The sequence below is a fragment of the Neisseria sp. P0022.S009 genome, from assembly GCF_051956675.1.
Taxonomy (GTDB): Bacteria; Pseudomonadota; Gammaproteobacteria; order Burkholderiales; family Neisseriaceae; genus Neisseria.
Genome location: NZ_JBQCXE010000007.1, coordinates 11,099 through 37,936 on the forward strand (window position 1 = coordinate 11,099; position 26,838 = coordinate 37,936).

Below are 26,838 nucleotides of genomic sequence, written 5' to 3' on the forward strand. Positions count from 1 at the left end.
GCTAAATTACTTTGTAATTTTTTACCCGATATAAGAATTATTAATATTTCAACTCAGAAGGAATTTATGAACAGCAAATTAGCCCTGATGCCGCTTGTGGTTGCAAGCGCATTCGCCTACGCCGCCGATGAAGCCACCCCTGCTCCCGAAGCCCATGCAGAAGTGCAGGAAGTCAAAGTCCACGCCGACGCCAAACGCGTGAAGGCCGCACGCTCGTATTCTATTGCCAGCGACGGCGATATGCGCGACCGTGTGAATTTGGGCGTATTGGGTAAAGCCAATGCCTTTACCGCGCCGATTACCGTGGTCAATTACGACGAAAAAGCCCTCAACAACACCGAAGCGCGTACTTTGGTGGATGCCGTAGCGAAAAAAGACGCTTCGACTTGGCAGTTTGGCGGCGAAAGCAATACTTTGACCGGTCTGTACTTCCGCGGTTACCAACTTGATGCGCGCCAATTCAGCGTCAATGGTTTGGCGGGCATGTACGGTACGCAAGGTACGGCCAGCGTGCAAGTCGGCTCCGCGCAACTGATTAAAGGTGCGTCCACCGCCGTAAACGGCATGGACCCTGAAGGCGCGGTATCCGGTTCCGTCAATATCGAAACCAAAAAAGCCGCCGACGAAGGCAACCGCAAAATCGGTTTGGGCTGGTTCAGCAACAATCGCGCCCAAGGTACGTTCGACTTGGGCCAACGCTTCGGCGAAAACAAAGAATTCGGCGTACGCGCCAACGGTAAACTGCGCCACGGCGACACCCCGCGCCACGGTTACAGCGAAGACAACAAAGAATTTGCCTTGAATGCCGATTATCGCGGCGAAAAACTGCGTATGGCATTCGATTCCATCTACGCGAAACGCAAAACCAACGGTGGCCGCGCACGTATTCAGGATATTCAAAACGCCAACGGCCGCTTGTTTGACGCACCTGACGGTAAAACCAACCTGCTGCCTTCTTGGAACTGGCAAAACACCGTCGGCCAAACCAATATGCTGACGTTTGAATGGGATGCGTTTGACAATGCACAGATTACAGGCGGTATCGGCTACAACAAAGCGCGTTATTACGGTACGCTGATTTCCCCTACTGTATGTTTGAATGCCACCAGTACTTGTACCGATGCGCAAAACACAAACGCCAGCGGCAAAGTAACGGCCCGCAACTATGACTACAACACCGGTACGGCCCGTCTGACCGACCAATACTTCCGCACTTTAAGCATGAACCTGTCTGCGCGAGGCGAATTTGAAACCGGCCCTGTAACGCACAACTGGAGTACGGCTTTTGACCGCGTTATCCGTCAACGCGCCACTACGCGCGGTTTGTCAGCAGGTAGCAGCAGTGCGAAAATTTCTGCAAGCGGCGATATTGCAGCGCAACTTGATTCTTTCCAACCGGACTATGCAACCGATTGGGAAAGCTCTGCCAATCTTGATGCCAATATCAAAGTCAACAGCTTGGCTTTGTCTGACACACTGGGTTTTGCCGACAACAAATACCGTCTGACTTTGGGCGGTCGTTTCCAAGCGGTTGAATATACCGATAAAAAAGCAGGACAAAGCGGCGATGCCAAACGCTTCAGTCCGATGTTGATGGCTGCATGGGTGCCGCAGCCCGATTTGGTGGTATACGGCAACTATATGGAAGACTTGGAGCCTGCCGATATCAAAACCGACGATGACGGCAATACCACCATGTCCAAACCGCGTGTCAGCCGTCAGTTTGAAGTGGGTGTGCGTAAAAACTGGGGTAATTTCGTGACCACGTTAAACGCGTTCCAAATCAAACGTCCGGGTTACTGGCGCGGTTCTACCACCGGCAAAACAGACTTCGCAGCGTATAAAGCTTTGGGCGGCGCAGCCGGCGACGAGCAAGGCATGGAGCGTAGCCGCGGTATTGAGTTCAACACCTACGCGAACTTGCTCAACAATACTTTGCGTCCGACTTTGGGCCTGATGTATCTGCAATCGACCGTGAAAGACTACCCAAATTCACGCGATATGCTGGTAAACGGCGTACAAGTCGCCAATCCGCGCGTAATTGCCAAAGCAGGTGTCGAGTGGGATACCCCGTTTGCTAAAGGCTTGACCTTGAACAGCAATGTTTCATATTTCGGCAAGTCTTACCAAGACACGCAAAAACAATACGCCTTCCCGTCCTACACCTTGGTTGACGTAGGCGCGCGCTACAAAACCAAGCTTGGTAAAAATACTTTGACCGTCAGCAGCTCGGTAGAAAACCTGTTCAACAAAAACTACTGGCAGGTTCAGCGCGGCCAATTCGACCGCAGCTTCGCCGTCGCCGGTATGCCGCGCACTTATTGGCTGAAAGCGGAATTGGATTTCTAATCTGATTTTGGTTTGACCGTAATAGCAGGCCGTCTGAAAGGGAATGATAAAAAGCAAGAATTTGTTTTTTATCCCTTTTCAGACGGCCTGATTTGATTGCCTTATGTTTTTTGCTTGAAAAATCTTACATGTTTTTTATGGATTTCACGCGAAACAAGGTTAATATTCCATTTTCACAATACATCATTCGAGAAGACATATGAAAAAATCCATCAAACTGACCCTGTGCGCCCTCGCACTCTCACTCTCCGTGCAAGCGCAAGCGGTTACCCATGCCGTGATTGAAACCAATATGGGCAACATCCAACTGGAGTTGGATGAAGTCAAAGCGCCGAAAACCGTGGCAAACTTTGTCAATTATGCCAAAAAAGGTTTTTACGACAACACGATTTTCCACCGCGTTATCGACAATTTTATGATTCAAGGCGGCGGATTTACCGAGAAAATGGTTCAAAAGTCCACCGATAAAGCCATCAACAACGAAGCAGACAACGGCCTGAAAAATAATGTCGGCACCATCGCCATGGCGCGCACCGGCGATCCGAATTCCGCAACCAGCCAGTTCTTTATCAATACGGCCGACAACGACTTTTTGAATTTCAAAAGCAAAACCCCTCAAGGCTACGGCTATGCCGTTTTCGGTAAAGTCACTTCCGGCATGGACGTTGTCCGTAAAATCAGCAAAGTGAAAACAGCGACACGCGGTTTCCATCAAGATGTACCGACCGAAGCCGTGATTATCCGCAAAGTCAGCATCAAATAATTTTGATTGCTTGAATCCAAACAACAGGCCGTCTGAAACATTCAGATGGCCTGAATTTATTTATTTGATAATAAGCGGCAATTTGGGAGATAATTCAGCATCTACTATTTAAGGAGTCGATTATGCAAACCCACCTGCCTTTTTTCGGCGTTGTCCGTGTCAGCGGTGAAGACAGAGCATCATTTCTTCATGGCCAATTATCCAACGATATTAATAATTTAGCTTCCGGTCAGGCATGTTACGCCACATACAATACGCCTAAAGGCCGTGTGTTGGCGAATATGCTGGTCATCAATCGCGGAGAAGATTTACTGTTGGTCATGGCTCAAGATTTGACCGAAGCCATCGTCAAACGCCTGAGAATGTTTGTCTTGCGTGCAAAAGTCGTCTTCGAGCTTATGCCTGATTTAGCAGTCAGCGGCGAGTTGGCAGACAATGCAGAGCCTCATCCCGCTGCCGAACCGCAACTGTCTTTCCCAGCCCAAATTCAAGCAAACACCGTAGAAATTACCTTGCCGCACACAGGCCGTCTGAAAATTTCAGCAGCCGAAAACGCAGCCGAATATCAAGCAGGAGCCGAAAACGCGTGGAACCTGCACGAAATCCGCAGCGGCTATCCGTGGATTTGCGCTGCAACCAAAGAAGCGGCTGTTGCCCAAATGCTCAACCAACACATCATCGGCGCAGTCCATTTCCGTAAAGGTTGCTACCCCGGCCAAGAAATCATCGCCCGCGCCCAATACCGAGGCCAAGTCAAACGCGGTTTGGCCGTATTAAGCGGCGATTCTTTGGAAGCCGCCGGTATTGTCGTCAAAGTCGGCGAAGAAGAAGCAGGCGTCATCCTCAACACAGCACTGACTGAGCAAGGCAGCCTCAGCCTTGCTGTTATCAAGTTTTCCGCAGCAGAAGCAGCATTGACCGATGCAGACGGTAATGCTTTGAAACAGGAAGAACTGTTTTTTACGGTTGAGAAAGATTGATTGTTAGATGATTGAATAAAAAGCTTAAATATCAGCTTGAAATGAAAACAGAAAGGCCGTCTGAAATTCAGACGGCCTTTGATATTGAGTTTTGTTGGTACATGACCCAAGCTGCGTTTGCTGCTGACTGGATTACGGCATGGTTTGGAATCATTCGGTAGCAACAAAAACCGCGTGCGTGCGTACCGCACACACCCTACACCTTAACTTAAGGTTTGCGTCGCCCGCAGGTAGGGTGTATGGCGTAGCCACGCACGCGGTTGATGGGAATGCAAGCTACGGCTTACTCAAAACCACACTTGCTGTGAGTTCGTTGATTTTGCAAAACAATCTTATGCACAATTATGAAGAGCTTTTAACAAAAATGTCTTTTATCTCCCCATGAGCGAGATAAAAGCTAATTGCAACAATTGATAAAACTAGCACGCCGCAACAAAAAGCTATTGTATGCAATGCCGTCTTTTGATAAGTTACTGCGGAAATAATACATATTATTAACGAAGATACCGCATGAATAAAGCCAACATAAAAACATATTTTTAATTTTTTATATTCTTCTAAGTGAACCAATATTTTTGCATACTCTGTATCACGAAGGAGAAATTTTCCCCCATCCTTAAAAATCCAGCAGAATATTGCAACTGGAATGGGCAAAATATATTTAAGCATATCTTCGTTTAATGCTATCGTTTTTAACAAATTCTCTAAGACTTCTCCAAAAAATATATATACAAATATACTGAATAAAATTGTAAGAAATTCAAAACTAATAAAAAATGTTCTAATAAATTCTTTCAAATTTAATGCTCCATTTTTCTTTCTTCACTAACTTTTATAAATTCTTCATTAGCTTTTCGTGCTAAGAAATCCGGGGATGGATCTTTTTCAAATAGAAAACTTTTTTGTACATCTCTAGTCCTTACTTCTATTATTTCTCCATTATTATCTTCCCCTGCAACTTTTCCTGTACCGTAACCATCTGCTGCCATAAGAATAGCAGCATCAGGCAATGCAACTTCTTGCTTGTAATTAGATATATTATTTTTCTCAATACTATTAACCAAGTCGTGAAGATTTGTTTTTAGTCCTTCTCTTTTTTCGCTTTCCTCATTAATTCTAAGTGTACTTGTATTCCTTTTTTCCAAGGTCTCTTTTAAAGATTTCCAAATTCTGCCAAACAGAGGATTAGGGGGAGATACGGTAGCTTCAATTTGAGTAATTTTTTTAATCATTATGATTTTATTACGGAAAGAAGCGTAGTCAGAAATTGCATCTACATCGCACTCTATCAATAAATCGTTATATTTTAAATTACGAGCATCCTCTATAATTTTCTTAAACCTACGGGGAAACGTTTCGGATTCTATACCGTTATATACATGCAAGAAACACAATCCAGAAAATCTAGGTAAATAAACAAATGGGGAAGATGCTTTGACAAGGTTTGCTGTCATCGACTGGTCTTGTGTGTGATTATATTCATCCACTACGTCCTGAGTATCATCAGCGTACTTAACCAATCTACCATAGATAAAAGGTAAAGATTCATCATCCCTTTTGTCTATCATATCCGTTATTGTCCAGTTATATTTTCCAACTTTGATAATTGCAGGATTACAAATTGCATCTATCAAATTTTCCTGAGAAAGATTAATTTTTACAACTCGGCTGAGGAAATAACGGCCTTTTCTAATACGCATTTATTTACCTTCAAACAATTTATAACAGAGGTCGTCTGAAATAATTCAGACGACCTTTCTTATTTAATCAAAGAATTAAGCTAACTTCTCTCTAACCCAGCCTTCTGCTGAATTCAGCATCGCGCCGACTTGGGAAACATCCGCCCCCCCCGCCTGTGCCAAATCCGGTCGGCCGCCGCCTTTGCCGCCGACTTGTTCGGCTGCAAATTTAACCAGATCGCCTGCTTTGACTTTGCCAGTCAACGGTTTGGATACACCTGCGCACAGGGAGACTTTGCCGTCGTTGACTGCGGCGAGCAATACGATGGCTTGTTCTGATTTGCCGGTCAAGTCGGTCACGATTTCGCGCAGGGCTGCGGCATCTGCTTCGATTTGTGCGGCAACGAGTTTGGCTGAACCCAAGTCTTTTGCATCGTCCAAGAGTTTGGCGCCTGCGTGGACGGCGAGTTCGGCTTTGGCGCGTGCCAATTCTTTTTCCAATGCTTTGGCGTGTGCCGCGCCTGCTTGGATTTTCGCCAGTACGTCTTTTTCGGTTTGGGCTTTGGTTTCGGCAATAATGTCTTTCACCAAACGCTCTTGTTCTTGCGCCCATTTGAGTGCGTTCAGGCCGGTGATGGCTTCGATACGGCGTACGCCTGCGGCAATACCGCCTTCGCTAATGATTTTGAAGAGGCCGATGTCGCCGGTGCGTGAAACGTGTGTACCGCCGCACAATTCGGTAGAGAAACCGCCCATTTGCAGTACGCGTACTTCGTCGCCGTATTTTTCGCCGAAGAGCATCATGGCGCCGGTTTTTTGGGCATCTTCCATGCTCATAATGGCTGCGTTGACGGCAACGTTGGCCAAAATGGCTTCGTTGACGCGGCGTTCTACTTCGGTGATTTCTTCGGCAGTGACCGCTTGAGGATGGGAAATGTCGAAACGGGTGGATTCGGCGGTAACCAAAGAGCCTTTTTGTTCAACGTGTTCGCCCAATACGTCGCGCAGGGCTTTGTGCATCAAGTGGGTCGCGCTGTGGTTGCGCATATTGGCATTGCGGATTTCGTCATCCACTTTGGCGGTAACGCTGTCGCCGACTTTCAGACGGCCTGAAGTCTGTACGCCGAATTGGCCGAATACGGCCGCTTTGATTTTTTGGGTATCGCGTACTTCAAAGCGGTTTTCGCCTGCGAAGATATAGCCGACGTCGCCGACTTGGCCGCCGGATTCTGCATAGAACGGGGTAAAGTCGATAACGACGGCACCTTCGTCGCCTTCGTTCAATTCGTTGACTTGCTCGCCGTTTTTGTAGAGGGCGAGGACTTTGGATTCGGTTTGGCGTTCGCTATAACCTTTAAACTCGGTGTCCTGACCTTCGTAAGGCAGTTGAGCGTTGGCTTTGAAGCTTTGTGCGGCGCGTGCGCGTGTGCGTTGGGCTTCCATCTCACGCTCGAAGCCTGCTTCGTCCAGTTCGATGCCCAGTTCGCGCGCCATGTCGGCGGTTAGGTCGTAGGGGAAACCGTAGGTGTCGTAGAGTTTGAAGATGTGTTCGCCGCCGATAACGAGTTTGCTGTTGGCGATGTTGTCCATCAAGTAGGTATTCAAGGCTTCGGCAAACGGTTTTTTCGCGTCGGGAATATGGGCGGTTTCCAAAGCAGCCTGCAAATCGATATACATGCCTTCGTTCAGGCTGCCTGAAACTCGAGGACGGATAACGATTTGCTTTTTGCTCGGAGCAACACGGGAAGCGGCGGTAAATTCCACACCATCTGCGGTTTTCAATGTCAGAGGTTTGCCTACACCGTCTTGCGGCAACAAGCTTTCCAGTTTCAGGAATTTCATGCCGTTGAGCACTTGGTTGAACAAGCCCATGCCTTTTTCCAGCGTTTCGCCGAAGCGGCTTTCTTCCGCGCGCAAGGCTTCCATAATCTGTGTCTGTTTCTCTTTCAACTCAGGATACGCGGCGCCCATTTCTTTCACCAAATCGGGCACGAGTTTGTAGAAAAACGCCTGTTTCTGGCCTAGTTTGTAACCGTGGCGCACGGCGCGGCGGATGATGCGGCGCAATACGTAGCCGCGGCCTTCGTTGGAAGGCAAGACACCGTCTGCAATCAGGAAGGAGCAGGAGCGGATGTGGTCGGCGATGACTTTCAGGCTGGGTTCTTCCATGCTGAAAGCTGCGCCGGTTTCGCGGGCAACGGCTTTGAGCAGGTCTTGGAACAAGTCGATTTCGTAGTTGCTGTGAACATGCTGCATGACGGCGGCCATGCGCTCCAAGCCCATGCCGGTATCGACGGAAGGCTTAGGCAGTGGATTCATATTGCCTTGTTCGTCGCGGTTGAACTGCATAAATACGCAGTTCCAAATTTCAATCCAGCGGTCGCCGTCTTCTTCAGGGCTGCCCGGAATGCCGCCCCAGATTTCTTCGCCGTGGTCGTAGAAAATTTCGGAGCAAGGGCCGCAAGGGCCGGTGTCGCCCATTTGCCAGAAGTTGTCGGATGCGTATTTCGCACCTTTGTTGTCGCCGATGCGGACGATGCGTTCGGCAGGCATACCGATTTCGTTCAACCAGATGTTGTAGGCTTCGTCGTCTTCTGCGTAAACGGTTGCCAACAGTTTGTCTTTAGGGATGTTCAACCATTCGGGGGAAGTCAGGAATTCCCAAGCGAAGTGGATGGCATCGCGTTTGAAGTAGTCGCCGAAGGAGAAGTTGCCCATCATTTCAAAGAAGGTGTGGTGACGGGCGGTGTAGCCTACGTTTTCCAAGTCGTTGTGTTTGCCGCCTGCACGTACGCATTTTTGCGCGGTAGTGGCGCGGTTGTAGGGGCGTTTGTCAAAGCCGAGGAATACGTCTTTAAATTGGTTCATACCTGCGTTGGTAAACAGCAGGGTTGGGTCGTCGTGTGGCACGAGCGAGGAGGAGCGGACGATGGTGTGGCCTTTAGATTCAAAGAATTTTAAGAATTTTTGGCGTAGTTCGGTGGTTTTCATAATGTCTCGATAAATTTTTTACAAGGATTTTAGACGGCCCGGACGGCGCGTTGCGATTAAAAACGAATGGGCGTTATCTTACCGCAAAACCATATTTCAAGCTATCGGCAGAAAGGTTTTAAGTTGACTGCAACCTATCTTTCAGACGGCCTCAAGCGGGGCGATATCTTTTAACAATGAAGCCTATCCGCTCGGGCTTGCCTGCTTTATAATGCCTCTCTATTTTCAACCGGATACGCAAGGAATGATAATGACCAAACATCTGCCCCTCATCGTACTGACTGCGCTGGCACTGGCCGGCTGCGGCGGCTCGGACAAAACTTCTGCCGACAAGGCGGCTCAAACCGATAATCAAAAGGTATTGAGCATTTACAACTGGTCGGAATATGTCGATCCCGAGACGGTTGCCGCGTTTGAGAAAAAACACGGTATCGCAGTAACTTACGATGTATATGACAGCGATGAAACGCTGGAGAGCAAGGTGTTGACCGGTAAGTCGGGTTACGACATCGTAGGTCCTTCCAATGCGTTTGTCGGTAGGCAGATTAAGGCAGGTGCGTATCAGAAAATCGACAAATCATTGATTCCCAACTATAAAAACTTGAATCCTCAGTTGATGAAGTTGATGGAAGGCGTTGATCCGAATCACGAATACGCCGTTCCATTTTATTGGGGGACTAATACTTTCGCCATCAATACCGAGCGTGTGAAAAAGGCTTTGGGCACGGATCAGCTGCCGGACAATCAATGGGATTTGGTGTTTAACCCCGAATACACGTCCAAACTCAAGCAATGCGGCATCAGCTATTTGGACAGCGCGGCGGAAATTTATCCTATGGTATTGAACTATATGGGTAAAAATCCAAACAGCAGCGAAACGGCGGATATTAAGGCGGCTACGGAAGTTTTGAAGAAAAACCGTCCATACATCAAGCGTTTTACCTCGTCCGGTTTTATCGATGATTTGGCGCGCGGCGATACTTGCGTAACGATTGGTTTTGGCGGCGATTTGAACATTGCCAAACGTCGTGCCGAAGAAGCGGGCGGCAAGGAAAAAATCCGTGTGATGATGCCGAAAGAAGGCGTGGGGATTTGGGTGGATTCGTTTGTGATTCCGAAAGATGCCAAACATGTGGCCAATGCCCATGCGTATATCAATGATTTCTTAGATCCTGAAGTTGCGGCGAAAAACGGCAATTTTGTTACTTATGCGCCGTCCAGCAAACCTGCTCAAGAGCTGATGGATGAAGAGTTTAGAAACGACAATACGATTTTCCCGACTGACGAGGATTTGAAAAACAGCTTTATCATGGTGCCTATCCAACCGGCGGCATTGAAATTTATGGTCCGTCAATGGCAAAGCGTGAAAGCAGGGACATAAGCTGATTTGAACATATTAAGGCCGTCTGAATGGTGTAACCGAAATCCTTGATTTCGTTTTACGGCTGTTCAGACGGCCTTTGGTTTGTATCAGATTGGCTTGGGTAAGGTTTAAAAAACAAAGGGCGTGTTTATCAATCACGCCCTTTGTGTTTGCTTCAGACGGCCTTAGAATTTCACGCCTTTATGCAGGGCGACGATACCTGCGCTCATGTTGTGGTAATCCACGCTGTCGAAGCCTGCATCCAGCATCATTTGCTTCAAGGTTTCTTGGTCGGGGTGCATACGGATGGATTCGGCGAGGTATTGGTAGCTGTCGGCATCTTTGGCAATCAGTTTGCCCATAATCGGCAATAGTTTGAACGAGTAGAGGTCGTACACGCCTTCCAAAGGTTTGTACACTTTGGAAAATTCCAATACCAGCAGGGTGCCGCCCGGTTTCAATACGCGGTACATTTCTTTCAGCGCGGCATCTTTGTGTGTCATGTTGCGCAGACCGAATGCGACGGAAACCAGATTGAAATAGTTGTCGGGGAACGGCAATTTTTCAGCGTCTGCCAACGATACGGGCAGAATCATGCCTTCGTTGAGCAAGCGGTCGCGGCCGACCGTCAGCATGGAGGAATTGATGTCTGTCAGCCAAACTTCGCCTTCTTTACCCACACGTTTCGCCCAGCCTCGGGACAAATCGCCAGTACCGCCGGCGATATCCAATACTTTGTCGCCTTTTTTCAGGCGGGCGGTATTGATGGTGAAATGTTTCCAAACGCGGTGCAGACCGCCGGACATTACGTCATTCATAATGTCGTAGTTTTTTGCCACGGAGTGGAAGACTTCGGCAACTTTGCCTGCTTTTTCGTCTTCGTCAACGGTAGAGAAGCCGAAATGGGTTTTGTGGTCGCTCATAGTGTCTGCCTTCTTAAAATAATACGGATTCAGGTATCGAATACGTCGAAATCGCCAACCACTTTCGACGCGGGAAATATAGTTTGTGCCTGCCGCTCCAGCATCAGGCGTTGTTTTTCTTCGGTATAACGTGCGCTGATGTGGGTCAGGTAAAGTTGTTTCACATTGGCTTGCAAAGCCAGCTTGGCGGCATCGGATACGGTCGAATGGAACACTCGTTCCGCTGTCTCTTCATCGCCTGCCGCAAAGGTTGCTTCATGCACCAAAATGTCTGCGTTTTGTGCGGCGCGCACTGCCTGCGGACAGGCTTTGGTATTGCCGAAGATAGCCGCTACTCATCCTTTTTTAGGCGGGGAGGAACGCTTTGCCGTCAATAATTCTGCCGTCGTTGAATGCTACAGTCTCGCCTTTTTTCAGACGGCCTTTCCGCCGCAACCTCCGCTACCGCAGGAATGTGTGCGTTTGGGTTTCAAATCTTCGGCACTTGGCGTTCTAGACGCGCCTGCTTTCTCGAGGCGGTCGAGATAGTCTTGCCAAAGCGCGTCTTGATTGTGCGCCAGTCGGTAGAGATAGTCCCAATCGTAAAGGCCGCTGTCGTGGCCGTCTGAAAAAGTAATTTTCAAGGCGTATTGACCGACGGGATCTAAATCGGTAATGCTGACTTCGGCTTTGCCTGTTTGCAATACATCTTGACCGGCACCGTGTCCGCGCACTTCCGCGCTGGGCGAGTACACGCGCAGGTATTCGGCAGGAAGGCTCTTGGCACCGTCAACATAGACCAAAGTTAGTACGCGTCGCTCTTGCTGGAGGCGGATTTCTTGTGGAATTTTATCGGCTTGGGTCATGTCATGCTCCGTTCTTTTTACGCAAATAGGCAACGCGTACAGAAAAAATACCGCCAAGTACAGCAAACAGCACGATTGCGTAGAGTGAAAGCCGTATCAGGCTTACTTGCGTGCCCGCCGTCAGCCCCAAAGGCAGCAACATGACGGCAACGAACAGTAAAAACGCGGCCAACATGGTGGCAATGCTGGCAAAGGCATAGCGGGTATTGGCTGCTGTTTGAGGATGTTTGGTCATATTGGATAGCTTGCCGTAGGGGGGTGAGGCGGTATTTTATCAGCTTTTTGGTGCTTCATGCCGTCTGAAAACGGCTTTATTTCCATAAATAAAGTGTAATGGCGCGCCTGTCTTCGCCTTCGGGCATTAAGCGGATGCTGCTGCCTTTGCTTCCGTTGACACGAATAATAATACCACCGGCCTGTCGTTCGATAATGTCGATTTGGGTGTCGCGGTTCATGCGGTAGTTGTAGCGTTCGCATTGCTTCAAGCACCAAAAATTCTGCCAATGGATAAAATATTTTTGTCCGGATTCGATGGCCAGCGTTTCGCCGCCTTTGACGATGAAGTAAGGATAATCGGGTTTTTGCGTGCTGAATGTCCATTCAGCTGTTCTGTTTTTTCCGTTTTGACGGTATTCAAATACGGCACGGTAGTCGGTGTCGTATTCCAATGGCTGTAAAGGAAACAGCGCAAATTGGCGTTCGGTCAGGAGGCGGTTTGGGTCATTATCTTTATCTAAGATTTTGACGTCTCTGATTTCTTTTGTGTCCTGATACAGTTTGAACGAGCGCATTTTGACCGGAGGCGATTGTTCTGAGAACGCGATGCTGACAGGATTGCCGGTCATTTCATAATGCGGCATAGGGTCGGGACGTTCGCCATGGAAAACCGGCGAAGCGAAGTTGCCTTGCGGATAGGTGATGTAAGGCTGGAATTTGCGGTTGGAGATTTCATCCGCATAAACAATGGCATGACCATGGCAGGCATCTTGATAAAACGAGCGGCTGAGGTCAGAGAGGGGGCGGTTTTTTTGGCAGAGGCTGTTGAATCTGCTGTCGCCCTGATTGATGCTCAGCGCGATTTGTTTGCCTTGTGATTCAAACGCCGCTCCGGCCTCGTCGATATTTTGATCGAGTAGGGAGAGACGGTGGTAAATCGCCGTCATCAGATTGTCCAGTTGATGTTGGGCAGGTAGATGGTCGTTGATTTTTTCGTTTGGCGGATGCTGGCCGGTGCTGACGTTTTCGTGCACGCCTTTATAGGCATAACCGGCTTTGCGCGTGCGGTCTGATGGGCGTGGACCTGTATAAAAGGGATTGCGTGTATTTTTTTCGTCATGTCCGTCGTCAGGGTTTTGCAGCAGATAGCGGGCATGATTGCGCGCGGCGCGTTCGAGTGTGGCTGAGTGCGCCAGTGCGGGCAGATTGGCTGAGGAGCGGAGGAAGTTTAAATACGCCAAGGCATCAAAATCGGCAACGGCAGTACGATTTTGCGGCGGTTGGGCGTAGATAAGCTGGTCTTCGGAATAGCGATGGGTTTCGTAGTATTGGAATATGCCGAGGGCGATGGCAAAACCACCCAGCCAGTAAAGAATGTGTTTCATTATATGTACTGCGTTCAGACGGCCTTGAGTATGTAGATGTTTCCCCTTGAAACTCATGCTGTTAAATGATTATTTTGATAGCGGCTTGACTTGGAATGCTTCAGGATGGGATTTGAAATATTCGACAGCGATAAATCCGCCGCCAATAATAATCAAGAGGGCAATGGCCATGCCGATCATCGCTAAAATGAATTTGTCCATATGTGTCCGTTTGAATGAAGGCCGTCTGAAACACTTGAAAGCGTTCAGACGGCCTTAAAGTCAGGTTAATTAACGTTCGATTTGCGATACGTCGCGTACTGCGCCTTTGTCGGCGGAAGTCGCCATCGCGCCGTAGGCACGCAGGGCTGCGGAGACGTAGCGGTCGCGGTTTTCCGGTTTCCAAGCTTTGCTGCCGCGTGCTTCCATTTCGGCACGGCGTGCGGCAAGCTCTTCATCGGAAATGACAAGGTGGATGCTGCGGTTTGGAATGTCGATTTCGATGGTGTCACCTTCGTGTACCAAACCGATTGCGCCGCCTTCTGCCGCTTCAGGCGAAGCATGGCCGATGGACAGGCCGGAAGTACCGCCAGAGAAGCGGCCGTCGGTCAGCAGGGCGCAGGCTTTGCCCAAACCTTTGGATTTCAGGTAAGAAGTCGGGTACAGCATTTCTTGCATGCCCGGGCCGCCTTTAGGGCCTTCGTAGCGGATGATGACGATATCGCCAGCCACAATTTGATTGCCCAAAATGCCTTCTACTGCGTCTTCTTGGCTTTCAAATACGCGGGCGCGACCGGTAAATTTGAGGATACTCTCGTCCACGCCTGCGGTTTTCACTACGCAACCGCGTTCTGCGATGTTGCCGAACAATACTGCCAAGCCGCCGTCTTGCGAGTAGGCATGTTCAACATCGCGGATACAGCCTTTTTCGCGGTCGAGGTCGAGGGTTTTCCACATACGGTTTTGCGAGAACGCCTGAGTAGTGCGCACGCCGCCTGGAGCCGCTTTGAAACGCTCGATGGCATGGGTGTTTTCAGGGTTGGTCACGTCCCATTTTTCAATCGCGTCTTTCAGTGTCGGCGCGTGGATGGTGTACACGTCGGTGTGCAGTTTGCCTGCTTTGTCCAGTTCTTTCAGGATGGCGAAAATGCCGCCGGCTCGATGCACGTCTTCCATGTAGTAGTCGTGGTTATTTGGCGCGGTTTTGCAGATGCAAGGTACAACGCGGCTTAAGCGGTCGATGTCTGCCATTTTGAAATCCACGCCCGCTTCGTTGGCAACGGCGAGCAAATGCAGGATAGTGTTGGTAGAGCCGCCCATGGCGATGTCCATGGTCATGGCGTTTTCAAACGCTTTTTTAGTGGCAATGCTGCGCGGCAATACGGTTTCGTCGTCCTGCTCGTAGTAGCGTTTGGTGATTTCGACAATCATGCGGCCGGCTTCGAGGAACAATTCTTTGCGGCCTGCGTGGGTAGCCAAGTATGAACCGTTGCCCGGCAGGGAAAGGCCGAGTGCTTCGGTCAGACAGTTCATGGAGTTAGCGGTAAACATGCCGGAGCAAGAGCCGCAAGTCGGGCAGGCGTTTTGTTCGACTTCTTCGACTTGTTTGTCGCTGATATTGTCGTCAGCCGATTCGATCATGGCATCAATCAAGTCCAAGCGGCGTTCGGGTTGAATGTTTGCAACTCCGATAACTTTACCGGCTTCCATCGGGCCGCCGGAAACGAAGATGGTCGGAATGTTCAGGCGCATGGCGGCAATCAGCATGCCCGGGGTGATTTTGTCGCAGTTGGAAATGCACACCAGCGCGTCGGCGCAGTGGGCATTGACCATGTATTCGATGGAGTCGGCAATCAGGTCGCGGCTGGGCAGGGAGTAGAGCATACCGCTGTGGCCCATGGCGATACCGTCATCAATGGCAATGGTGTTGAATTCTTTAGCAATGCCGCCGGCTTTTTCAATTTCACGGGCAACCAGTTGGCCCATATTGTGCAGGTGCACATGGCCTGGGACGAATTGGGTGAAGGAGTTGGCAATGGCGATAATCGGTTTGCCGAAGTCGGTTTCCATTACGCCGGTCGCACGCCACAATGCGCGCGCGCCTGCCATATTGCGGCCGTGGGTAGAGGTTTTGGAGCGGTATTCAGGCATTTTTGTTCCTTTGTTTTATGCTGAGGCCGTCTGAAATAGGCTGGTAGTTTGGCGGCCCGTTGTAGAAATAACTCGGTATTTTATACCAATTACGAGCGATGAAGCACGCTATTTTGTAATAAAACTAAACTGTATTTGCTTCACCTGAATTTGCTGTCCTCTCGTTCAGACGGCCTGAAGTTTTCTTAGGATAAAACGCTGTCTTTCTCAGTTACAAAAGATGTTGGCATCAAAAAGTGATATGATAGGGAACTTCTCACACTTTTAAGGATAAGACGATGAAAAAAATCATGTTTGCATTGTGTTCGGCCATGTTGGCTTCTGCTGCGTCTGCCGCTGTTTATAAAGTGGACGAATTTCATGCCAATGCCCGCTTTGCCATCGACCATTTCAACACCAGCACCAACGTCGGCGGTATTTATGGTTTGACCGGTAATTTGGAATTTGACCGTGCCAAACGCCAAGGCTCAATCGATATTGTATTGCCTTTGTCCAAACTGCAAACCGGTTCTGACCACTTTACCCAACATTTGAAATCTGCCGATATTTTCAATGCAGACAAATACCCTGAAATCCGTTTTGTATCCACCAAATTCAATTTCAACGGCAAAAAACTGCTTTCCGTTGACGGCAATCTGACCATGAACGGCAAAACTGCGCCGGTAAAACTCAAAGCCGATAAATTCAACTGCTACCAAAGCCCGATGTTAAAAGCAGAAGTATGCGGCGGCGACTTCAGCACCACCATCGACCGTACCAAATGGGGCTTGGATTATTTAGTGAGTGCCGGTATGAGCAAAAAAGTAAACATCAATATCCAAATCGAAGCAGCCAAACAATAATCCTGCTTGATTTCAAAATAAAGGCCGTCTAAACAGGTAAGGCAGAAATCGTTGATTTCGTTTATCCCTGTTCAGACGGCCTGATGATTAAAGACGTTTAGGATTCTTTATTTTTATCGGCTTTGGCTGCCCAATAAGTTGCCAGGAGTGAGCCGGAGATATTGTGCCACACGCTGAACAATGCGCTGGGAACGGCAACAACCGGAGCGGCGGCAAAGTGTGCGGCGGCAAGCGCGGCGCCTAAGCCCGAGTTTTGCATACCGACTTCGATGGCCAGCGTTTTTTGTGCATCATAAGGCAGGCCGGTCCATTTAGCGGCAAAGAAGCCGAGCAGATAGCCGATGCCGTTGTGAAGTACGACAACGGCAAAAATCAGCAGGCCGCTTTCAATAATCTTGCCTTTGCTGGCACCGACGACTGCGCCGATAATCAGCACGATGGCGGCAACGGAAACCAGTGGCAGCGCGTCGGTCAATTTTTCAGTTTTGTTGCCCAAGACTTTATGGACAATCAAGCCCAAAACGATGGGGAACAAAACCATTTTGACGATGGACATCAACATACTGCCCGCTTGGATTTCCAGCATTTCACCGGCAAGCATCAGGAAGATGGCGGGGGTCAGCAATGGGGAAATCAGAGTAGAAACCGATGTAACGGCAACCGACAAAGCCACATTGCCGCGCGCCAGATAAGTCATTACATTGGAAGCCGTACCGCCCGGGCAGCAGCCGACCAAAATCACACCGACTGCGATTTCGGCAGGCAGGTTCAACAGCTTGGCCAGCAGATAGGCGGTTGCCGGCATGATGGCGAATTGTGCAATCACGCCGATGATGACGGCTTTGGGGCGTTTAAACAAAATATCGAAGTCGGAAGGTTTGAGCGTCAAGCCCATGCCGAACATGATGATGCCCAGAAGCCAAGGAATGTAAGGACCGACCCATTTGAAGGTATCGGGTGCGAAAAAAGCGATGCCGGCAAAGAACGCCGCCCAAAGAGAAAATGTTTTTCCAATAAAGTTGCTGATTTTATTGAGGATACTCATGATAATATGTTGTGAAGTTGTTTTTAATGGAAATCAAGGATACACGCCTTAACCTTAATTTGCAAAATGGCTTAAAATAAATAAGGCCGTCTGAAAATAAGGATTGATTTTCAGACGGCCTGCAATTTGTATTTATGATATAGACAGTATTACTCTTTTGATAAAATATTGCGCAGCCATCGGGCGGCAGGTGCAATTTCTCCGGCAAGTATTCCGGTTTCGATTTTGCCGCTGTGTTTGATGACATCGGCCGCCGCACCATGCAGCCATACGCCGGCGCAGGCGGCCTGGAATGCCGGAATACCTTGTGCCAGTAGGCTGCCAATAATGCCGCTCAAGACATCGCCACTGCCTGCGGTAGCCAATCCGGCATTGCCGCTGGTGTTTGTATAGACTATGCCGTCTGCCGTGGCCACCAATGTATGATGGCCTTTCAATACGACAGTCGCGCCATATTTTTGGCTGATTTCGGTTACGGCTTTGGGTCTGTCGGCTTGAACTGATTGGGTATCGGTACCGAGTAGGCGGGCGGCTTCGGCCGGATGAGGTGTCAGGATGATATGTTTGTACGATTTGAGGCGTTCGGCCAATTCGGGAGAACGGGCCAGCAGTGTCAAGGCATCTGCATCGAGCAATAAAGGCTGGTCATGGTGTGTCGACAGGATTTGGAGCAGTAGCTGCTCTGATAATCTGTCCAAACCGAATCCGCAGCCGATTACCCGTGCGCTGACATCGTTGCGCTCCATCAGTTGGGTCGCAGTGGCGAGCATGATTTCAGGGCGTTCGGGAATGATGGCAAAAGGCAGCGTGGCTTGGTTGAAACCCGCCCAGACCTTGCCGCATCCTTGATACATGGCGGCTGTGGCTGCTAAAACCACCGCACCGCTCATTCCCGTTGCACCGCCGATAATGGCAAGTGTGCCGTATGTGCCTTTGTGCGACTCTTGGGCGCGTGGGCGGAATATGTCGGGAAATGCTAAGGCCGTCTGAAAAGTTTGAAGCGATTCGGGAAGCGTGTAGATGGACTGCATGGCATAACCTTCCAAGATAAGAAATTTAATTTTAAATCAGAAAGTAAAAGGTAATGAAGCAAAAAATAAAAGTTTGGGACGCACCTACACGCCTGTTCCATTGGCTCTTGGTGTTATTAATGGGATTTATGTGGTACAGCGCAACCCAAGGCGGCGATATGCTGGTATGGCACTTGCGCGGCGGCTTGTTGATGCTGGCATTGATGGTTTTCCGCTTGTGTTGGGGGATATGGGGCAGCGATACGGCAAAATTCAGCCGATTTGTGCGTCCGTTTTCCGAAATCCGCCGCTACACGCAAGGCCAGATGTCTGAAGACGAATTGGTCGGCCACAATCCTTTGGGCGCGCTGATGGTCATCGCTTTATTGGCCGCCTTGGTTTTTCAGACGGCCACAGGTTTATTTGCCGCCGATGAAAATACGTTTACCAATTCCGGCTTTTTAAATCATTTGGTCAGCGAACACGCCGGTACGTTGGCGCGAAAAATCCATGTCAATTTCTTTAATATTTTGGCTGTTTTGGCGGGCGTACATATCGCAACTGTTTTGCTGTATCGCTTTGTGAAAAAACAGGATTTGATTACGCCGATGATTAACGGCTTTAAAACCATTGATGCTAAGCAGCCTAAATTGGCCGGAATGGGACAACTGTTTACCGCTTTGTCGGTGGTGATTGCGTTAGTGTGCGCAGTATGGATGTTGCGCGGCTGATGCATTAAGGCTGTTACCTAAAAAGAAACCGACCCCGATAGCTGCAATGGCTGTTGGGGTCGGTTTGTTTTTAGGGTTTAAAAGATGATGTTCAGACGGCCTTAACGCAGCGCAAGATGCTATGGCCGCGGCCGATGCCGTCTGAAATTTCCGCTACTTTCAATCCGGCTTTTTCAACGCAGCGGATCAGGTCTTCAGAATGGAAGATTTTGCTGTTGCCGTTGGCCATGGCAGTGAAATACAGGCTGGTCATGGTCAGGCAGTAGGCGGCGGTTTCGTAGCGTTGCCTGTCCCAGAAAGGCTCCATGATGTAGAGGCTGGTGTTTTCGCTCATAGACTCAGCGGCGCGTTGAAGAATGCTGGTGGCTTGTTCTTCGGTGAAACAGTCTAGGAATTGGCTCATCCAGATCGCGTCAAAACCGGTCGGGAACGGAATCACAGGATCAAGCAGATTGGCCGGATGGGCGTGGATACGGTCCGCGCCGTTTTTGCCTTTGGTCGCTTCGCGCATCAAGCCGATTTGTTGCGGCAGATCCATGATGGTGACTTCGACTTCGGCATTGTGGTTGACGCATTGCTCCGCCCAGCGGCCGGTATTGCCGCCGACATCGAGCAGTTTTTTAACTGGTTTGGCAAACACGGTGTTCAGTGCTTCGGCGAAGGAATTGTCGGAATAATAATGGTCGAATGCAAACCATTTTTCCTGCGCGATGCTTGGTAATGAAGACAAGCCTTCGTAAATGGTCGGCCAGTCGCCGAATACTTTCAGGCCTTCGGGCTTGCCCGTTTGCAGGGTTTTTTCCAAGTCAAACATGCCTTGGTAGCAGATTTCTTGCGTGAAATCCATATTGACGCGGGCCATTTTGTCTTTGAGGACAAACCAACCGGCCTTGCTGATGAAATAGCGGTTGTCGCGAGTCAAGACAGTGCCGATGGATAGCGAAGCTTCCAGCAGGACTTGTGCCGCGTAGTTGCTGATTTTTGCTTTTTCAGCGATTTCGGCTTGAGTAAGGCCGTCTGAATGGTCGTTCAGCAGATCCAAAATGCCAAATTTCACCATCAGGCGGGAAACTTGGAACACAATCGGTGCAAAAGCGATTTCTTGAGCCAGACGTTGAGCCTCGCCTGCGGACTGGTGTTCGTGGGAGTAGCGTTGTTCTAGGGCGGGGAAGAGTTGCATATTGTTGGTTTTCCACTAAAAAGTTAATAGGTATATTCAGACGGCCTCAAACACAATCCGTCCTGATGCACACGGATGCTCTCCGTTGTTGATTTTAAAGCTCAGTTTGTTTTTGCCTTCATCGTATTTCAGCTCTACCGACACTTCATCGTGAGGACGGATAAACTGCTGATATTTTAGATTTTCGATGCGGATGATGCGCTGTTTGCCCCATGGCTTGGGCGCGATCAGGTTGCGCACCCATTGCAGCTCGACCACACCGGGAACCAGCGGGAAGGTGGCAAAATGGCCGCCGAAATAAACCAAATCCAAAGGCACGCGGCCGATGAAGGTTTCGGTATTGGTTTCATCGTCAGATGATGTTTTCGACCAAACAGGCGAAGTTTGGGCTACGGTAAAGGCCGTCTGAAAATCCGCCGAAGCGATTTTGGCTTGGGCATTGCGCGGCAGGCTGTCGGTAAAACGCCAGTAACGCGGCAGGGCGATGGTGTCCTGCGTGGCGGCCAGATGGTGTTTGAGCGTATCGGCGACCGCAGCGCGGCCTTTCTCGCGCAAGGCGGCGATACCGTCTGCGTTCAATGCCGACCATATGGCAATGCGTTGATGTTGCGGATGACGGCCGCAGTGGGCGTCGGCAATCCAAGGATGTTGTAAAAGTTCGTGTTCGATTTGGGTCAGCGACACGCGTTTGTCCTCAAATTTAATAATGCGGTCTTGCCGACCGAGTAACAGAAAACCGTCATCTTGCGGCTCGATCAAATCGGCTGTTTGACGGCGTTCGGGCGACCAAGGCGAAGAAGCCCAAAGTGCGCCTTCTTCGTTTTGCCCGATTTCCACGCCTTCGAAAGGCTGCCATTCTTGGCGTTCGCAACGTGAGGCAATCACGCCGGTTTCGGTACTGCCATAAACTTCAAACGGGCGGACGGCAGCCTGTTGCAGCAAATCCGCCGTGGCTGCGGGCAATGCGCCGCCGGCCGAGACAATGCCTGCAATTTTATGGCCGATACTTTGCCAGTTGCGGTTTTCGCCCAAGCGGTTGAGTACGGCCGGGCTGGCAATCCAAACCACTTTATCATGTGCGGCCGTGCTGGAAAGCAGGTTTTCCGGATAAACCGCCTGCTGTCGCTCCATAGTCCAACCCATTGTCAGCGCGAGTGCAAAGCGGAATGTGAAGCCGTAAAGATGCTGCGGAATGACGCTGCCGACCACGGTTTCACCGTGTTGCCCAAATGGCAGCGTATTTGCCAAAGTCAGGGCTTCTGCCTGCATTTGCGCGGCGGTTTTCACAATAATCTGCGCTTCGCCGCTGGAACCTGATGTTTTTAGCCATGCTTCAGCATCGTCGGGAATCAGATGGTTTTCAGGATAGGTGTGCAGCGCTTCCGATTCTGTTTTAGTCAATACATCAGGCAAGTGCCAGATGTTCAGGCCGTCTGAAGACAGCTTTTTATCTGTTGAATCCGTTAAAAACGCTTCTGCCGTTTTTCCCCATTCCAAATTGTCTTGCGCCAAATTGGGCAACAATAAAACCTTTCCGCCCGAATGCCACACTGCCAACACGGCACAGGCAAACAGCGCGGCATCGTCAAACCACAACGCGGCCGTTTGCACGCCTGCCTGTTTCAGACGGCCTGACAGATGGAAAACCGCACGGTTGAAATCAGCACGCGTCCAATTCGGATGGGTGGCGATAAGGTCGTGTTGAGGTAGGTCGGGGGATAGGATTCGGGTTAGGTGCATGATGGTTCTAAGGTTTTATAATTTCGATGTATTTGCCTTGGCATCTTCTTTGATTTGTGCCAAGCATTCATCGTATTGTTTGTTTGTCGTTTGGCGTACCAATTCGTAATCATTTGCCTGCCACTCTTCCAATGAATGGCTTTCACTTCTTTTGAAGCAATGGAGTAAGCGATCGGTTTTGCCGCTTTGTCCGTTTACCAAAAGGCTGACTTCATTATTCAGAAAGAATCGGTCTCGTCTATTGAATTTTTCATAAACCAAATAGAAACGGCCCGGTTGGACAAATAGTTTTTTATTGGCACTATTGCCTTTAAATGACCATTTTGCCGCCCAATCGCGAACTTTGGGGGAAAATTGTTCAAAAACGGGATTCGCAAAATTCGGTTTAATGGGCTTCCCGCTTAAATTGTGTTTGCCCAGCAGGTCAGGGCCTTCATATCCAATATGACCGCTACTACCGGCAAGAATGAATAATGCAAAAGTTGCTGTAAATACGGCTGTTTGTGCAGCCCTTGCTTTTACCGTATTGGATTTTCGAATAATCATCAAATTCATGCTGCTGGCTGTAGTATCGTCAGAATAACGATTGTGTATTCGGTCAATGACGGTCAGGTTTCCCGAGCGCGTTTTGATGGTGTGGCTGGCAACTTCCGTATAATTTTTCTTGTATTCGGCTTCCGCCTTTTCTTCAGGGGATAAAGGCGTTTTAGACGTCGAAGAGCATGCGGTAAATGTGAAGGAAATCAGGGTGAGTAGGATGATTTTTTTCATTATGGTTATTCGTCTAATTGATGAAATATTTTTAATGGATTAAACCTTCAAAACCAATTTCCGATAAATCCACTCTCCGGCAAATAAGATTCCCATTAACACATACGACACAATGCCTGTATAAGCTGCCCACCAATCGTAATATTGCAAGCCTGCCAAAATGGCGGCGGTTGCGCCGTTGAAGATAAAGAACGAGCACCAGATTTGCGTAACGCGCCGAGTGTGGCGCACGCCTTCGGGCGGCAGGTCGGGGTGTTGCAGTCGGGCGAGGCGTTCGATAACCGTTTGTTTGGCAAACAGGCTGCCGCCGAAAACGGCAAGCATCAGCACGTTGACGGCGACGGGATACCAATACATCGATTCAGGCCGTCTGAAAACCAGTACCACCGCAAAAAAGGCGGCAAGGATAATTGCCGTAATGCGTTGGGCTGCAGTTTGCGGCATGGCGGCGCGTATCAGCCACAGGACGCACATGGCCGCAGCAAGCCAGAAAAATGCGCCGTTTTCCCTGCCGTAATACCATAGGAGTGGATACGCGAGGCTGGCAAGGGTCAGTAGGAGTTTTCCTAGTATTTTCATGGTTGTTGTTATTTTTCAGGCGAGTTTCGTTGAGGGGGTGTCGTCTGAAAATGTCGGTGTAAGGGCGTTTGGGTGGCAGAGGTTTTCAGAGGATCATCTTTGAGAATTTCCGCGATATCGGGTTATTCGTTTTCTTCCTTATTTTTGCTTTTGTTAAAGTCGTCATATTCTTTGAACAGTTTAGAATATGTTGGATAAAGCTTGGCGATGCGTTTACGGTTTTCCGAGGTGCAGAATTTTGCCACTTCTTTGGGTTCATGAGATTTTGGATAGCGGGAAAACATTTCAGCCTGCTCTTGTTTGGTCATTTTTTTGACCGTTGGGCAGATAGGGGACATTTCTGACTTGCTGTTGGCAAATCCAGCCATAGCCCATGCCAGCATCCCGTTACGTTGAGTTTCCTCGTTCGTGTTTTTTTCACAAAATTCCATATCGTTATACATATCCAATGAATCACGAATGACTTGCATACACTCGGCATGTGTCATTTTTTTGATGAGAGAGATTTCAGCGTGCGCAGATAAGGCAGGGAGTAAGAGAACAAGAGGAATGAGTTTTTTCATGGTGTTAGCTGCATATTAATGAGTAAGCGATAACTGTGGCTGACGATGTCGTGATTGATTTTCAGACGGCCTTGCGGATTGACAAGGCCGTCTGAAAATATGCTGATTCAAAGCAAAATCAGGAATCTTGTTGTACTTTCAAAACCGCTTGAACCACGTCTTCTACGGTACGCACATTGCGGAAGTCTTCGGCTTGCAGTTTGCGGCCGGTTTCGCGTTTGATATGGTCGATAAGGTCGATGGCGTCGATGCTGTCGATTTCCAAATCTTCGTAGAGGTTGGTTTCGGGTTTGATGCGTTCCGGTTCGATTTCAAACAGGTTAACCAGTGCATCGGTCAGCAGGGTGCGTACTTCTTGTTCGGTCATCTTCTCTCTCCCTTATGCTTGGCGGCTCTTGACGAACTCGGCCAGTGTTTTGACGTTGGCGAAGTTTTCGCGCAGGTTGTCGTTTTCACCGTCGAGCTGGAAGCCGAAGGTTTTTTGTACGGCCAAACCAAGTTCCAATGCATCAACCGAATCCAGACCCAGGCCGTCGTCGCCGAAAAGCGGATCTTCGCTGCCGATGTCGGCAACGGTAATGTCTTCCAGACCTAAGCTGTCGATGATTAATTGTTTGATTTGGTTTTCTAAATTGCTCATGTGGTTTTCCTTGTAAAATAGTCTTGCAGGTATTCGTTTAAACGCCTTGCGGCGATGGGCAGGGGTTTTTCTGCCAGCCATTCTTCCGGCAGGATGTCGTCGCCGACGGTAATTTCATAATGAATTTTTTGCGGTGGGATTTTGTACCACGGTTGCCCCTTTTTGAAATTGGGCGGCGTCATCTTGATGCACACGGGTGTGATGACTGATGCGCTGCGCAAACCGAGCGATACGGCGCCGCGGTGCATTTTAACCTGTCCGTCCCAACCTGTGCGCGTGCCTTCGGGGAAAATCAGCATACTTTGCCCGCTTTTGAACACGGCGTCTATTTCTTCCAACATTTCCATGCTTTCGTCGTTGGGGATGTAGCCTGAAGCGATAATTTGGCTTTTCATGCTGGGGTTGTGCAACAGGTCTTTTTTGACCAACACGTTCGGGTCGGGGAAGTGGCTGATCAGTAAAACAACATCCAAAAGCGAAGGATGGTTGGCAAGGATGAGCTGACCGGGTCTGCCGAGTTTTTCCAAGCCGTTGAAGCGGACGCTCAATACGCCTGACCATTGCAGGTAGCCGACAAAGAAACGCCAAACTTTGCCTATCATGCGTCTTGCTTCAAGTTGGCGTTTGATGTCGCCTTTAGTGGACTTGAGCGTATAGGGCAAGAGTGCGATTTTGAACAATACGCCTGCAACGCCGAAGAGGATGAAGCCGAAGAGTGTGGCAAAAAAGCGACGGAAATAGTCTAAAGTCTTCATGCGTTTTTCTGCCAGTGCCAGTTTCTACCGATATAGTGTTGCGTGTGTTGTCGGCCGTCTGAAAGCAGGAAGCGTACCCACTCCAAGCTGCTCCAATAGGGCTCGACTGTTGTATCGTTAAGGTTTTCAGACGGCCTTGCGGATGCGGTTTCCAAGCTTAAGGTATAGTCTTCGCCCTTTGTGATTACCAGTGCCAATGCATAGGCAAACGGCGCACGTGTAGCCAAGACGGGATAGTCTTCGGACAACGGATCATCGGCGACAATCACTAAAACGGATGGCGCGCCGTCTTGCAAAAGCGCAAATGCCTCGGTCAGCGCGGTTTCAAAGGAATCGGCGGCAACGGCCAAGGCAGTATGCTCACTCATGTCTTTACGCAACATCGACCATTGCCCAATCGTTGCGTTGTGGACGGACAGGCCGAATGAGGTCGGCGACACGGTATGCGTGTTCAAAAGCTCTTGCCACAATTCAAAGCTGCGGTTGCTTTCGCCGTCGTGCGAAACGTACACCGGGACGCTTTCAGGATATTGGTCGGCCAGATTCCATGCGGCATCGCAAACCAAGCGTGCCGCTTTTCCCAGGCGGCGGCGTTGCATTGGCGGTAAAAAGGAGAGCGCGGGTTTGCACTCCGGCAGTGAGGCGGTATCGAGTTTTCCCTGCGCCCAGTCCTGCCATTGCTCCGGCGTACTGATTTTGCTGGAGGAGGCCTGCCATGCGGCGATATTGAAGCTGAAACGGCAAACGTTTTGAGGCATGATGTCTTTCAATGTTTTACATTTTCATACATTGTAATGAAATGGGTTAGTAAAAGCTAGGCTCTGTTATAATGCATATTGTAACGTAATTTATTCCCGGATGACATTTTATGCCTTCAATACCGAGTGCCCCGATTTATGATGTGGCTTCGCTGCTTCCTCACAGCGGACATATGGTGCTTATCGATTGTGTGAAAGAATTTGGCGATGACTACACGGTTTGCCGTGCGCCGGTTGGCGACAAGCATATTTTGCTGCAGGACGGCGTGTTGCCGTCTATGGCTTATATGGAATTGATGGCGCAGGGCATAGGCGCGTTTGCAGGCATTGAGGCTTTAAAGGCCGGAGAGCCTGTCCGTTTGGGTTTTTTATTGGGAACGCGTAAGCTGGATTTGTTTGCCGATTCCGTGCCTGTCGGTACTGAGTTGGAAGTCAGGGCGCATGTGTCCATTCAGGATTTGGGCGGCATGGGCGTATTTGATTGCGAGTTGCGCTGGACGGATGCGCCGGAAGATGTGAAGCCTCTGTTGCCGCCGGACGGTTTGCTGGCAAAAGCCTCTTTAAATGTGTACAGTCCGAAAGACGGCCAAATCATTTAAA

The 26,838-nt window shown here is 49.4% G+C and carries 28 protein-coding genes; 7 read left to right on the forward strand and 21 right to left on the reverse strand.

Translation table 11 applies throughout. The annotated features are described in order from the left end of the window. Positions 1 to 66: 66 nt before the first annotated feature. The 3 genes from ACTHUG_RS09435 (at position 67) to ygfZ (ending at position 4,092) form a co-directional block, all read left to right on the forward strand. On the forward strand, positions 67 to 2,349 hold the full coding sequence (locus ACTHUG_RS09435; protein WP_440385796.1) for a TonB-dependent receptor: 2,283 nt from the start codon (positions 67 to 69) through the stop codon (positions 2,347 to 2,349). A gap of 199 nt (positions 2,350 to 2,548) precedes the next feature. Then, entirely contained in the window at positions 2,549 to 3,112 is a 564-nt protein-coding gene (locus ACTHUG_RS09440) for a peptidylprolyl isomerase (RefSeq protein ID WP_004519955.1), read from the forward strand. 122 nt (positions 3,113 to 3,234) lie between these two features. Continuing rightward, positions 3,235 to 4,092 carry a CAF17-like 4Fe-4S cluster assembly/insertion protein YgfZ gene (gene ygfZ / locus ACTHUG_RS09445; protein WP_440385797.1) on the forward strand — a complete coding sequence of 286 codons (858 nt, stop codon included), beginning with the start codon at positions 3,235 to 3,237 and terminating at the stop codon, positions 4,090 to 4,092. A 342-nt stretch (positions 4,093 to 4,434) separates the two neighbouring features. Here the strand turns inward: ygfZ and ACTHUG_RS09450 are convergent, their stop codons facing one another. From ACTHUG_RS09450 to alaS, 3 genes are all read right to left on the reverse strand, one after another. Beyond that, positions 4,435 to 4,890, reverse strand: a complete 456-nt coding sequence (locus tag ACTHUG_RS09450; protein ID WP_440385798.1) for a hypothetical protein — start codon at positions 4,888 to 4,890, stop codon at positions 4,435 to 4,437. A gap of 2 nt (positions 4,891 to 4,892) precedes the next feature. Next, positions 4,893 to 5,792 (reverse strand): hypothetical protein, encoded by a 900-nt coding sequence (locus ACTHUG_RS09455; RefSeq protein ID WP_265511163.1) that lies wholly within the window; start codon positions 5,790 to 5,792, stop codon positions 4,893 to 4,895. 75 nt (positions 5,793 to 5,867) lie between these two features. Continuing rightward, the gene (gene alaS / locus ACTHUG_RS09460; protein WP_440385799.1) at positions 5,868 to 8,762 is read right to left on the reverse strand and encodes an alanine--tRNA ligase; all 2,895 of its coding nucleotides are present in this window, start codon (positions 8,760 to 8,762) and stop codon (positions 5,868 to 5,870) included. 250 nt (positions 8,763 to 9,012) lie between these two features. Here alaS and ACTHUG_RS09465 point away from each other — a divergent pair, with 250 nt between their 5' ends. Further along, complete coding sequence (locus tag ACTHUG_RS09465) at positions 9,013 to 10,143, forward strand: polyamine ABC transporter substrate-binding protein (protein WP_070504654.1); 1,131 nt, start codon at positions 9,013 to 9,015, stop codon at positions 10,141 to 10,143. 167 nt (positions 10,144 to 10,310) lie between these two features. Here the strand turns inward: ACTHUG_RS09465 and ubiE are convergent, their stop codons facing one another. From ubiE to ilvD, 7 genes are all read right to left on the reverse strand, one after another. Beyond that, the gene (ubiE, locus tag ACTHUG_RS09470) at positions 10,311 to 11,048 is read right to left on the reverse strand and encodes a bifunctional demethylmenaquinone methyltransferase/2-methoxy-6-polyprenyl-1,4-benzoquinol methylase UbiE (RefSeq protein WP_004519946.1); all 738 of its coding nucleotides are present in this window, start codon (positions 11,046 to 11,048) and stop codon (positions 10,311 to 10,313) included. Between the two features lie 29 nt (positions 11,049 to 11,077). Continuing rightward, entirely contained in the window at positions 11,078 to 11,341 is a 264-nt protein-coding gene (locus tag ACTHUG_RS09475) for a ribonuclease Z (protein ID WP_440345872.1), read from the reverse strand. Between the two features lie 120 nt (positions 11,342 to 11,461). Further along, positions 11,462 to 11,893 carry a gamma-butyrobetaine hydroxylase-like domain-containing protein gene (locus ACTHUG_RS09480; protein ID WP_049344227.1) on the reverse strand — a complete coding sequence of 144 codons (432 nt, stop codon included), beginning with the start codon at positions 11,891 to 11,893 and terminating at the stop codon, positions 11,462 to 11,464. 1 nt (position 11,894) lies between these two features. Beyond that, positions 11,895 to 12,128 carry a cytochrome b6 gene (locus tag ACTHUG_RS09485; RefSeq protein WP_314511984.1) on the reverse strand — a complete coding sequence of 78 codons (234 nt, stop codon included), beginning with the start codon at positions 12,126 to 12,128 and terminating at the stop codon, positions 11,895 to 11,897. Between the two features lie 76 nt (positions 12,129 to 12,204). Then, positions 12,205 to 13,494 (reverse strand): CAP domain-containing protein, encoded by a 1,290-nt coding sequence (locus tag ACTHUG_RS09490; RefSeq protein WP_314511982.1) that lies wholly within the window; start codon positions 13,492 to 13,494, stop codon positions 12,205 to 12,207. A 69-nt stretch (positions 13,495 to 13,563) separates the two neighbouring features. Beyond that, positions 13,564 to 13,695, reverse strand: a complete 132-nt coding sequence (locus ACTHUG_RS09495; protein WP_256388404.1) for a hypothetical protein — start codon at positions 13,693 to 13,695, stop codon at positions 13,564 to 13,566. 69 nt (positions 13,696 to 13,764) lie between these two features. Beyond that, entirely contained in the window at positions 13,765 to 15,624 is a 1,860-nt protein-coding gene (gene ilvD / locus ACTHUG_RS09500; RefSeq protein WP_003746398.1) for a dihydroxy-acid dehydratase, read from the reverse strand. Between the two features lie 278 nt (positions 15,625 to 15,902). Here ilvD and ACTHUG_RS09505 point away from each other — a divergent pair, with 278 nt between their 5' ends. Then, positions 15,903 to 16,466, forward strand: a complete 564-nt coding sequence (locus tag ACTHUG_RS09505) for a YceI family protein (RefSeq protein ID WP_070585678.1) — start codon at positions 15,903 to 15,905, stop codon at positions 16,464 to 16,466. Between the two features lie 97 nt (positions 16,467 to 16,563). Here ACTHUG_RS09505 and ACTHUG_RS09510 read toward each other — a convergent pair whose 3' ends face one another. Together ACTHUG_RS09510 and ACTHUG_RS09515 are read right to left on the reverse strand one after the other, a co-directional pair. After that, positions 16,564 to 17,511 carry a bile acid:sodium symporter family protein gene (locus tag ACTHUG_RS09510; RefSeq protein ID WP_314511979.1) on the reverse strand — a complete coding sequence of 316 codons (948 nt, stop codon included), beginning with the start codon at positions 17,509 to 17,511 and terminating at the stop codon, positions 16,564 to 16,566. Between the two features lie 149 nt (positions 17,512 to 17,660). Then, positions 17,661 to 18,542 carry an NAD(P)H-hydrate dehydratase gene (locus ACTHUG_RS09515; RefSeq protein ID WP_314511977.1) on the reverse strand — a complete coding sequence of 294 codons (882 nt, stop codon included), beginning with the start codon at positions 18,540 to 18,542 and terminating at the stop codon, positions 17,661 to 17,663. Positions 18,543 to 18,595: 53 nt separating this feature from the next. Here ACTHUG_RS09515 and ACTHUG_RS09520 point away from each other — a divergent pair, with 53 nt between their 5' ends. Continuing rightward, positions 18,596 to 19,252: a cytochrome b/b6 domain-containing protein gene (locus tag ACTHUG_RS09520; RefSeq protein WP_314511975.1), complete on the forward strand. Its 657-nt coding sequence runs from the start codon at positions 18,596 to 18,598 to the stop codon at positions 19,250 to 19,252. A 91-nt stretch (positions 19,253 to 19,343) separates the two neighbouring features. Here the strand turns inward: ACTHUG_RS09520 and ACTHUG_RS09525 are convergent, their stop codons facing one another. The 9 genes from ACTHUG_RS09525 to ACTHUG_RS09565 form a co-directional block, all read right to left on the reverse strand. Continuing rightward, positions 19,344 to 20,432 carry a class I SAM-dependent methyltransferase gene (locus ACTHUG_RS09525; protein WP_440385800.1) on the reverse strand — a complete coding sequence of 363 codons (1,089 nt, stop codon included), beginning with the start codon at positions 20,430 to 20,432 and terminating at the stop codon, positions 19,344 to 19,346. 36 nt (positions 20,433 to 20,468) lie between these two features. Then, positions 20,469 to 22,172, reverse strand: coding sequence for an AMP-binding protein (locus ACTHUG_RS09530; RefSeq protein WP_440385802.1), 1,704 nt, complete (start codon positions 22,170 to 22,172; stop codon positions 20,469 to 20,471). A 15-nt stretch (positions 22,173 to 22,187) separates the two neighbouring features. Then, positions 22,188 to 22,943 (reverse strand): hypothetical protein, encoded by a 756-nt coding sequence (locus ACTHUG_RS09535; protein WP_440385803.1) that lies wholly within the window; start codon positions 22,941 to 22,943, stop codon positions 22,188 to 22,190. A 39-nt stretch (positions 22,944 to 22,982) separates the two neighbouring features. After that, positions 22,983 to 23,522, reverse strand: a complete 540-nt coding sequence (locus tag ACTHUG_RS09540) for a hypothetical protein (RefSeq protein WP_440385804.1) — start codon at positions 23,520 to 23,522, stop codon at positions 22,983 to 22,985. A gap of 122 nt (positions 23,523 to 23,644) precedes the next feature. Continuing rightward, on the reverse strand, positions 23,645 to 24,085 hold the full coding sequence (locus ACTHUG_RS09545) for a hypothetical protein (protein WP_440385805.1): 441 nt from the start codon (positions 24,083 to 24,085) through the stop codon (positions 23,645 to 23,647). Between the two features lie 118 nt (positions 24,086 to 24,203). Next, on the reverse strand, positions 24,204 to 24,452 hold the full coding sequence (locus ACTHUG_RS09550; protein ID WP_003680823.1) for an acyl carrier protein: 249 nt from the start codon (positions 24,450 to 24,452) through the stop codon (positions 24,204 to 24,206). A 12-nt stretch (positions 24,453 to 24,464) separates the two neighbouring features. Beyond that, the gene (locus ACTHUG_RS09555; RefSeq protein ID WP_003680822.1) at positions 24,465 to 24,725 is read right to left on the reverse strand and encodes a phosphopantetheine-binding protein; all 261 of its coding nucleotides are present in this window, start codon (positions 24,723 to 24,725) and stop codon (positions 24,465 to 24,467) included. Then, entirely contained in the window at positions 24,722 to 25,480 is a 759-nt protein-coding gene (locus tag ACTHUG_RS09560; RefSeq protein ID WP_003746415.1) for a lysophospholipid acyltransferase family protein, read from the reverse strand. The genes ACTHUG_RS09555 and ACTHUG_RS09560 overlap by 4 nt, the downstream gene beginning before the upstream one ends. Next, positions 25,477 to 26,238: a beta-ketoacyl synthase chain length factor gene (locus ACTHUG_RS09565; protein WP_315611849.1), complete on the reverse strand. Its 762-nt coding sequence runs from the start codon at positions 26,236 to 26,238 to the stop codon at positions 25,477 to 25,479. The genes ACTHUG_RS09560 and ACTHUG_RS09565 overlap by 4 nt, the downstream gene beginning before the upstream one ends. A 110-nt stretch (positions 26,239 to 26,348) precedes the next feature. On the opposite strand from ACTHUG_RS09565, the gene ACTHUG_RS09570 reads away from it, so the two are divergent. Continuing rightward, complete coding sequence (locus ACTHUG_RS09570) at positions 26,349 to 26,837, forward strand: ApeP family dehydratase (RefSeq protein ID WP_204787863.1); 489 nt, start codon at positions 26,349 to 26,351, stop codon at positions 26,835 to 26,837. Position 26,838: the final 1 nt, after the last annotated feature.

Coding starts and splice junctions, on each gene's coding strand:
- ACTHUG_RS09435 (WP_440385796.1), top strand. CDS start 67: ATGAACAGCAAATTAGCCCTGATGCCGCTTGTGGTTGCAAGCGCATTC.
- ACTHUG_RS09440 (WP_004519955.1), top strand. CDS start 2,549: ATGAAAAAATCCATCAAACTGACCCTGTGCGCCCTCGCACTCTCACTC.
- ygfZ (WP_440385797.1), top strand. CDS start 3,235: ATGCAAACCCACCTGCCTTTTTTCGGCGTTGTCCGTGTCAGCGGTGAA.
- ACTHUG_RS09455 (WP_265511163.1), bottom strand. CDS start 5,792: ATGCGTATTAGAAAAGGCCGTTATTTCCTCAGCCGAGTTGTAAAAATT.
- alaS (WP_440385799.1), bottom strand. CDS start 8,762: ATGAAAACCACCGAACTACGCCAAAAATTCTTAAAATTCTTTGAATCT.
- ACTHUG_RS09465 (WP_070504654.1), top strand. CDS start 9,013: ATGACCAAACATCTGCCCCTCATCGTACTGACTGCGCTGGCACTGGCC.
- ubiE (WP_004519946.1), bottom strand. CDS start 11,048: ATGAGCGACCACAAAACCCATTTCGGCTTCTCTACCGTTGACGAAGAC.
- ACTHUG_RS09480 (WP_049344227.1), bottom strand. CDS start 11,893: ATGACCCAAGCCGATAAAATTCCACAAGAAATCCGCCTCCAGCAAGAG.
- ACTHUG_RS09485 (WP_314511984.1), bottom strand. CDS start 12,128: ATGACCAAACATCCTCAAACAGCAGCCAATACCCGCTATGCCTTTGCC.
- ACTHUG_RS09490 (WP_314511982.1), bottom strand. CDS start 13,494: ATGAAACACATTCTTTACTGGCTGGGTGGTTTTGCCATCGCCCTCGGC.
- ACTHUG_RS09495 (WP_256388404.1), bottom strand. CDS start 13,695: ATGGACAAATTCATTTTAGCGATGATCGGCATGGCCATTGCCCTCTTG.
- ilvD (WP_003746398.1), bottom strand. CDS start 15,624: ATGCCTGAATACCGCTCCAAAACCTCTACCCACGGCCGCAATATGGCA.
- ACTHUG_RS09505 (WP_070585678.1), top strand. CDS start 15,903: ATGAAAAAAATCATGTTTGCATTGTGTTCGGCCATGTTGGCTTCTGCT.
- ACTHUG_RS09510 (WP_314511979.1), bottom strand. CDS start 17,511: ATGAGTATCCTCAATAAAATCAGCAACTTTATTGGAAAAACATTTTCT.
- ACTHUG_RS09515 (WP_314511977.1), bottom strand. CDS start 18,542: ATGCAGTCCATCTACACGCTTCCCGAATCGCTTCAAACTTTTCAGACG.
- ACTHUG_RS09520 (WP_314511975.1), top strand. CDS start 18,596: ATGAAGCAAAAAATAAAAGTTTGGGACGCACCTACACGCCTGTTCCAT.
- ACTHUG_RS09525 (WP_440385800.1), bottom strand. CDS start 20,432: ATGCAACTCTTCCCCGCCCTAGAACAACGCTACTCCCACGAACACCAG.
- ACTHUG_RS09530 (WP_440385802.1), bottom strand. CDS start 22,172: ATGCACCTAACCCGAATCCTATCCCCCGACCTACCTCAACACGACCTT.
- ACTHUG_RS09535 (WP_440385803.1), bottom strand. CDS start 22,943: ATGAAAAAAATCATCCTACTCACCCTGATTTCCTTCACATTTACCGCA.
- ACTHUG_RS09540 (WP_440385804.1), bottom strand. CDS start 23,522: ATGAAAATACTAGGAAAACTCCTACTGACCCTTGCCAGCCTCGCGTAT.
- ACTHUG_RS09545 (WP_440385805.1), bottom strand. CDS start 24,085: ATGAAAAAACTCATTCCTCTTGTTCTCTTACTCCCTGCCTTATCTGCG.
- ACTHUG_RS09550 (WP_003680823.1), bottom strand. CDS start 24,452: ATGACCGAACAAGAAGTACGCACCCTGCTGACCGATGCACTGGTTAAC.
- ACTHUG_RS09555 (WP_003680822.1), bottom strand. CDS start 24,725: ATGAGCAATTTAGAAAACCAAATCAAACAATTAATCATCGACAGCTTA.
- ACTHUG_RS09560 (WP_003746415.1), bottom strand. CDS start 25,480: ATGAAGACTTTAGACTATTTCCGTCGCTTTTTTGCCACACTCTTCGGC.
- ACTHUG_RS09565 (WP_315611849.1), bottom strand. CDS start 26,238: ATGCCTCAAAACGTTTGCCGTTTCAGCTTCAATATCGCCGCATGGCAG.
- ACTHUG_RS09570 (WP_204787863.1), top strand. CDS start 26,349: ATGCCTTCAATACCGAGTGCCCCGATTTATGATGTGGCTTCGCTGCTT.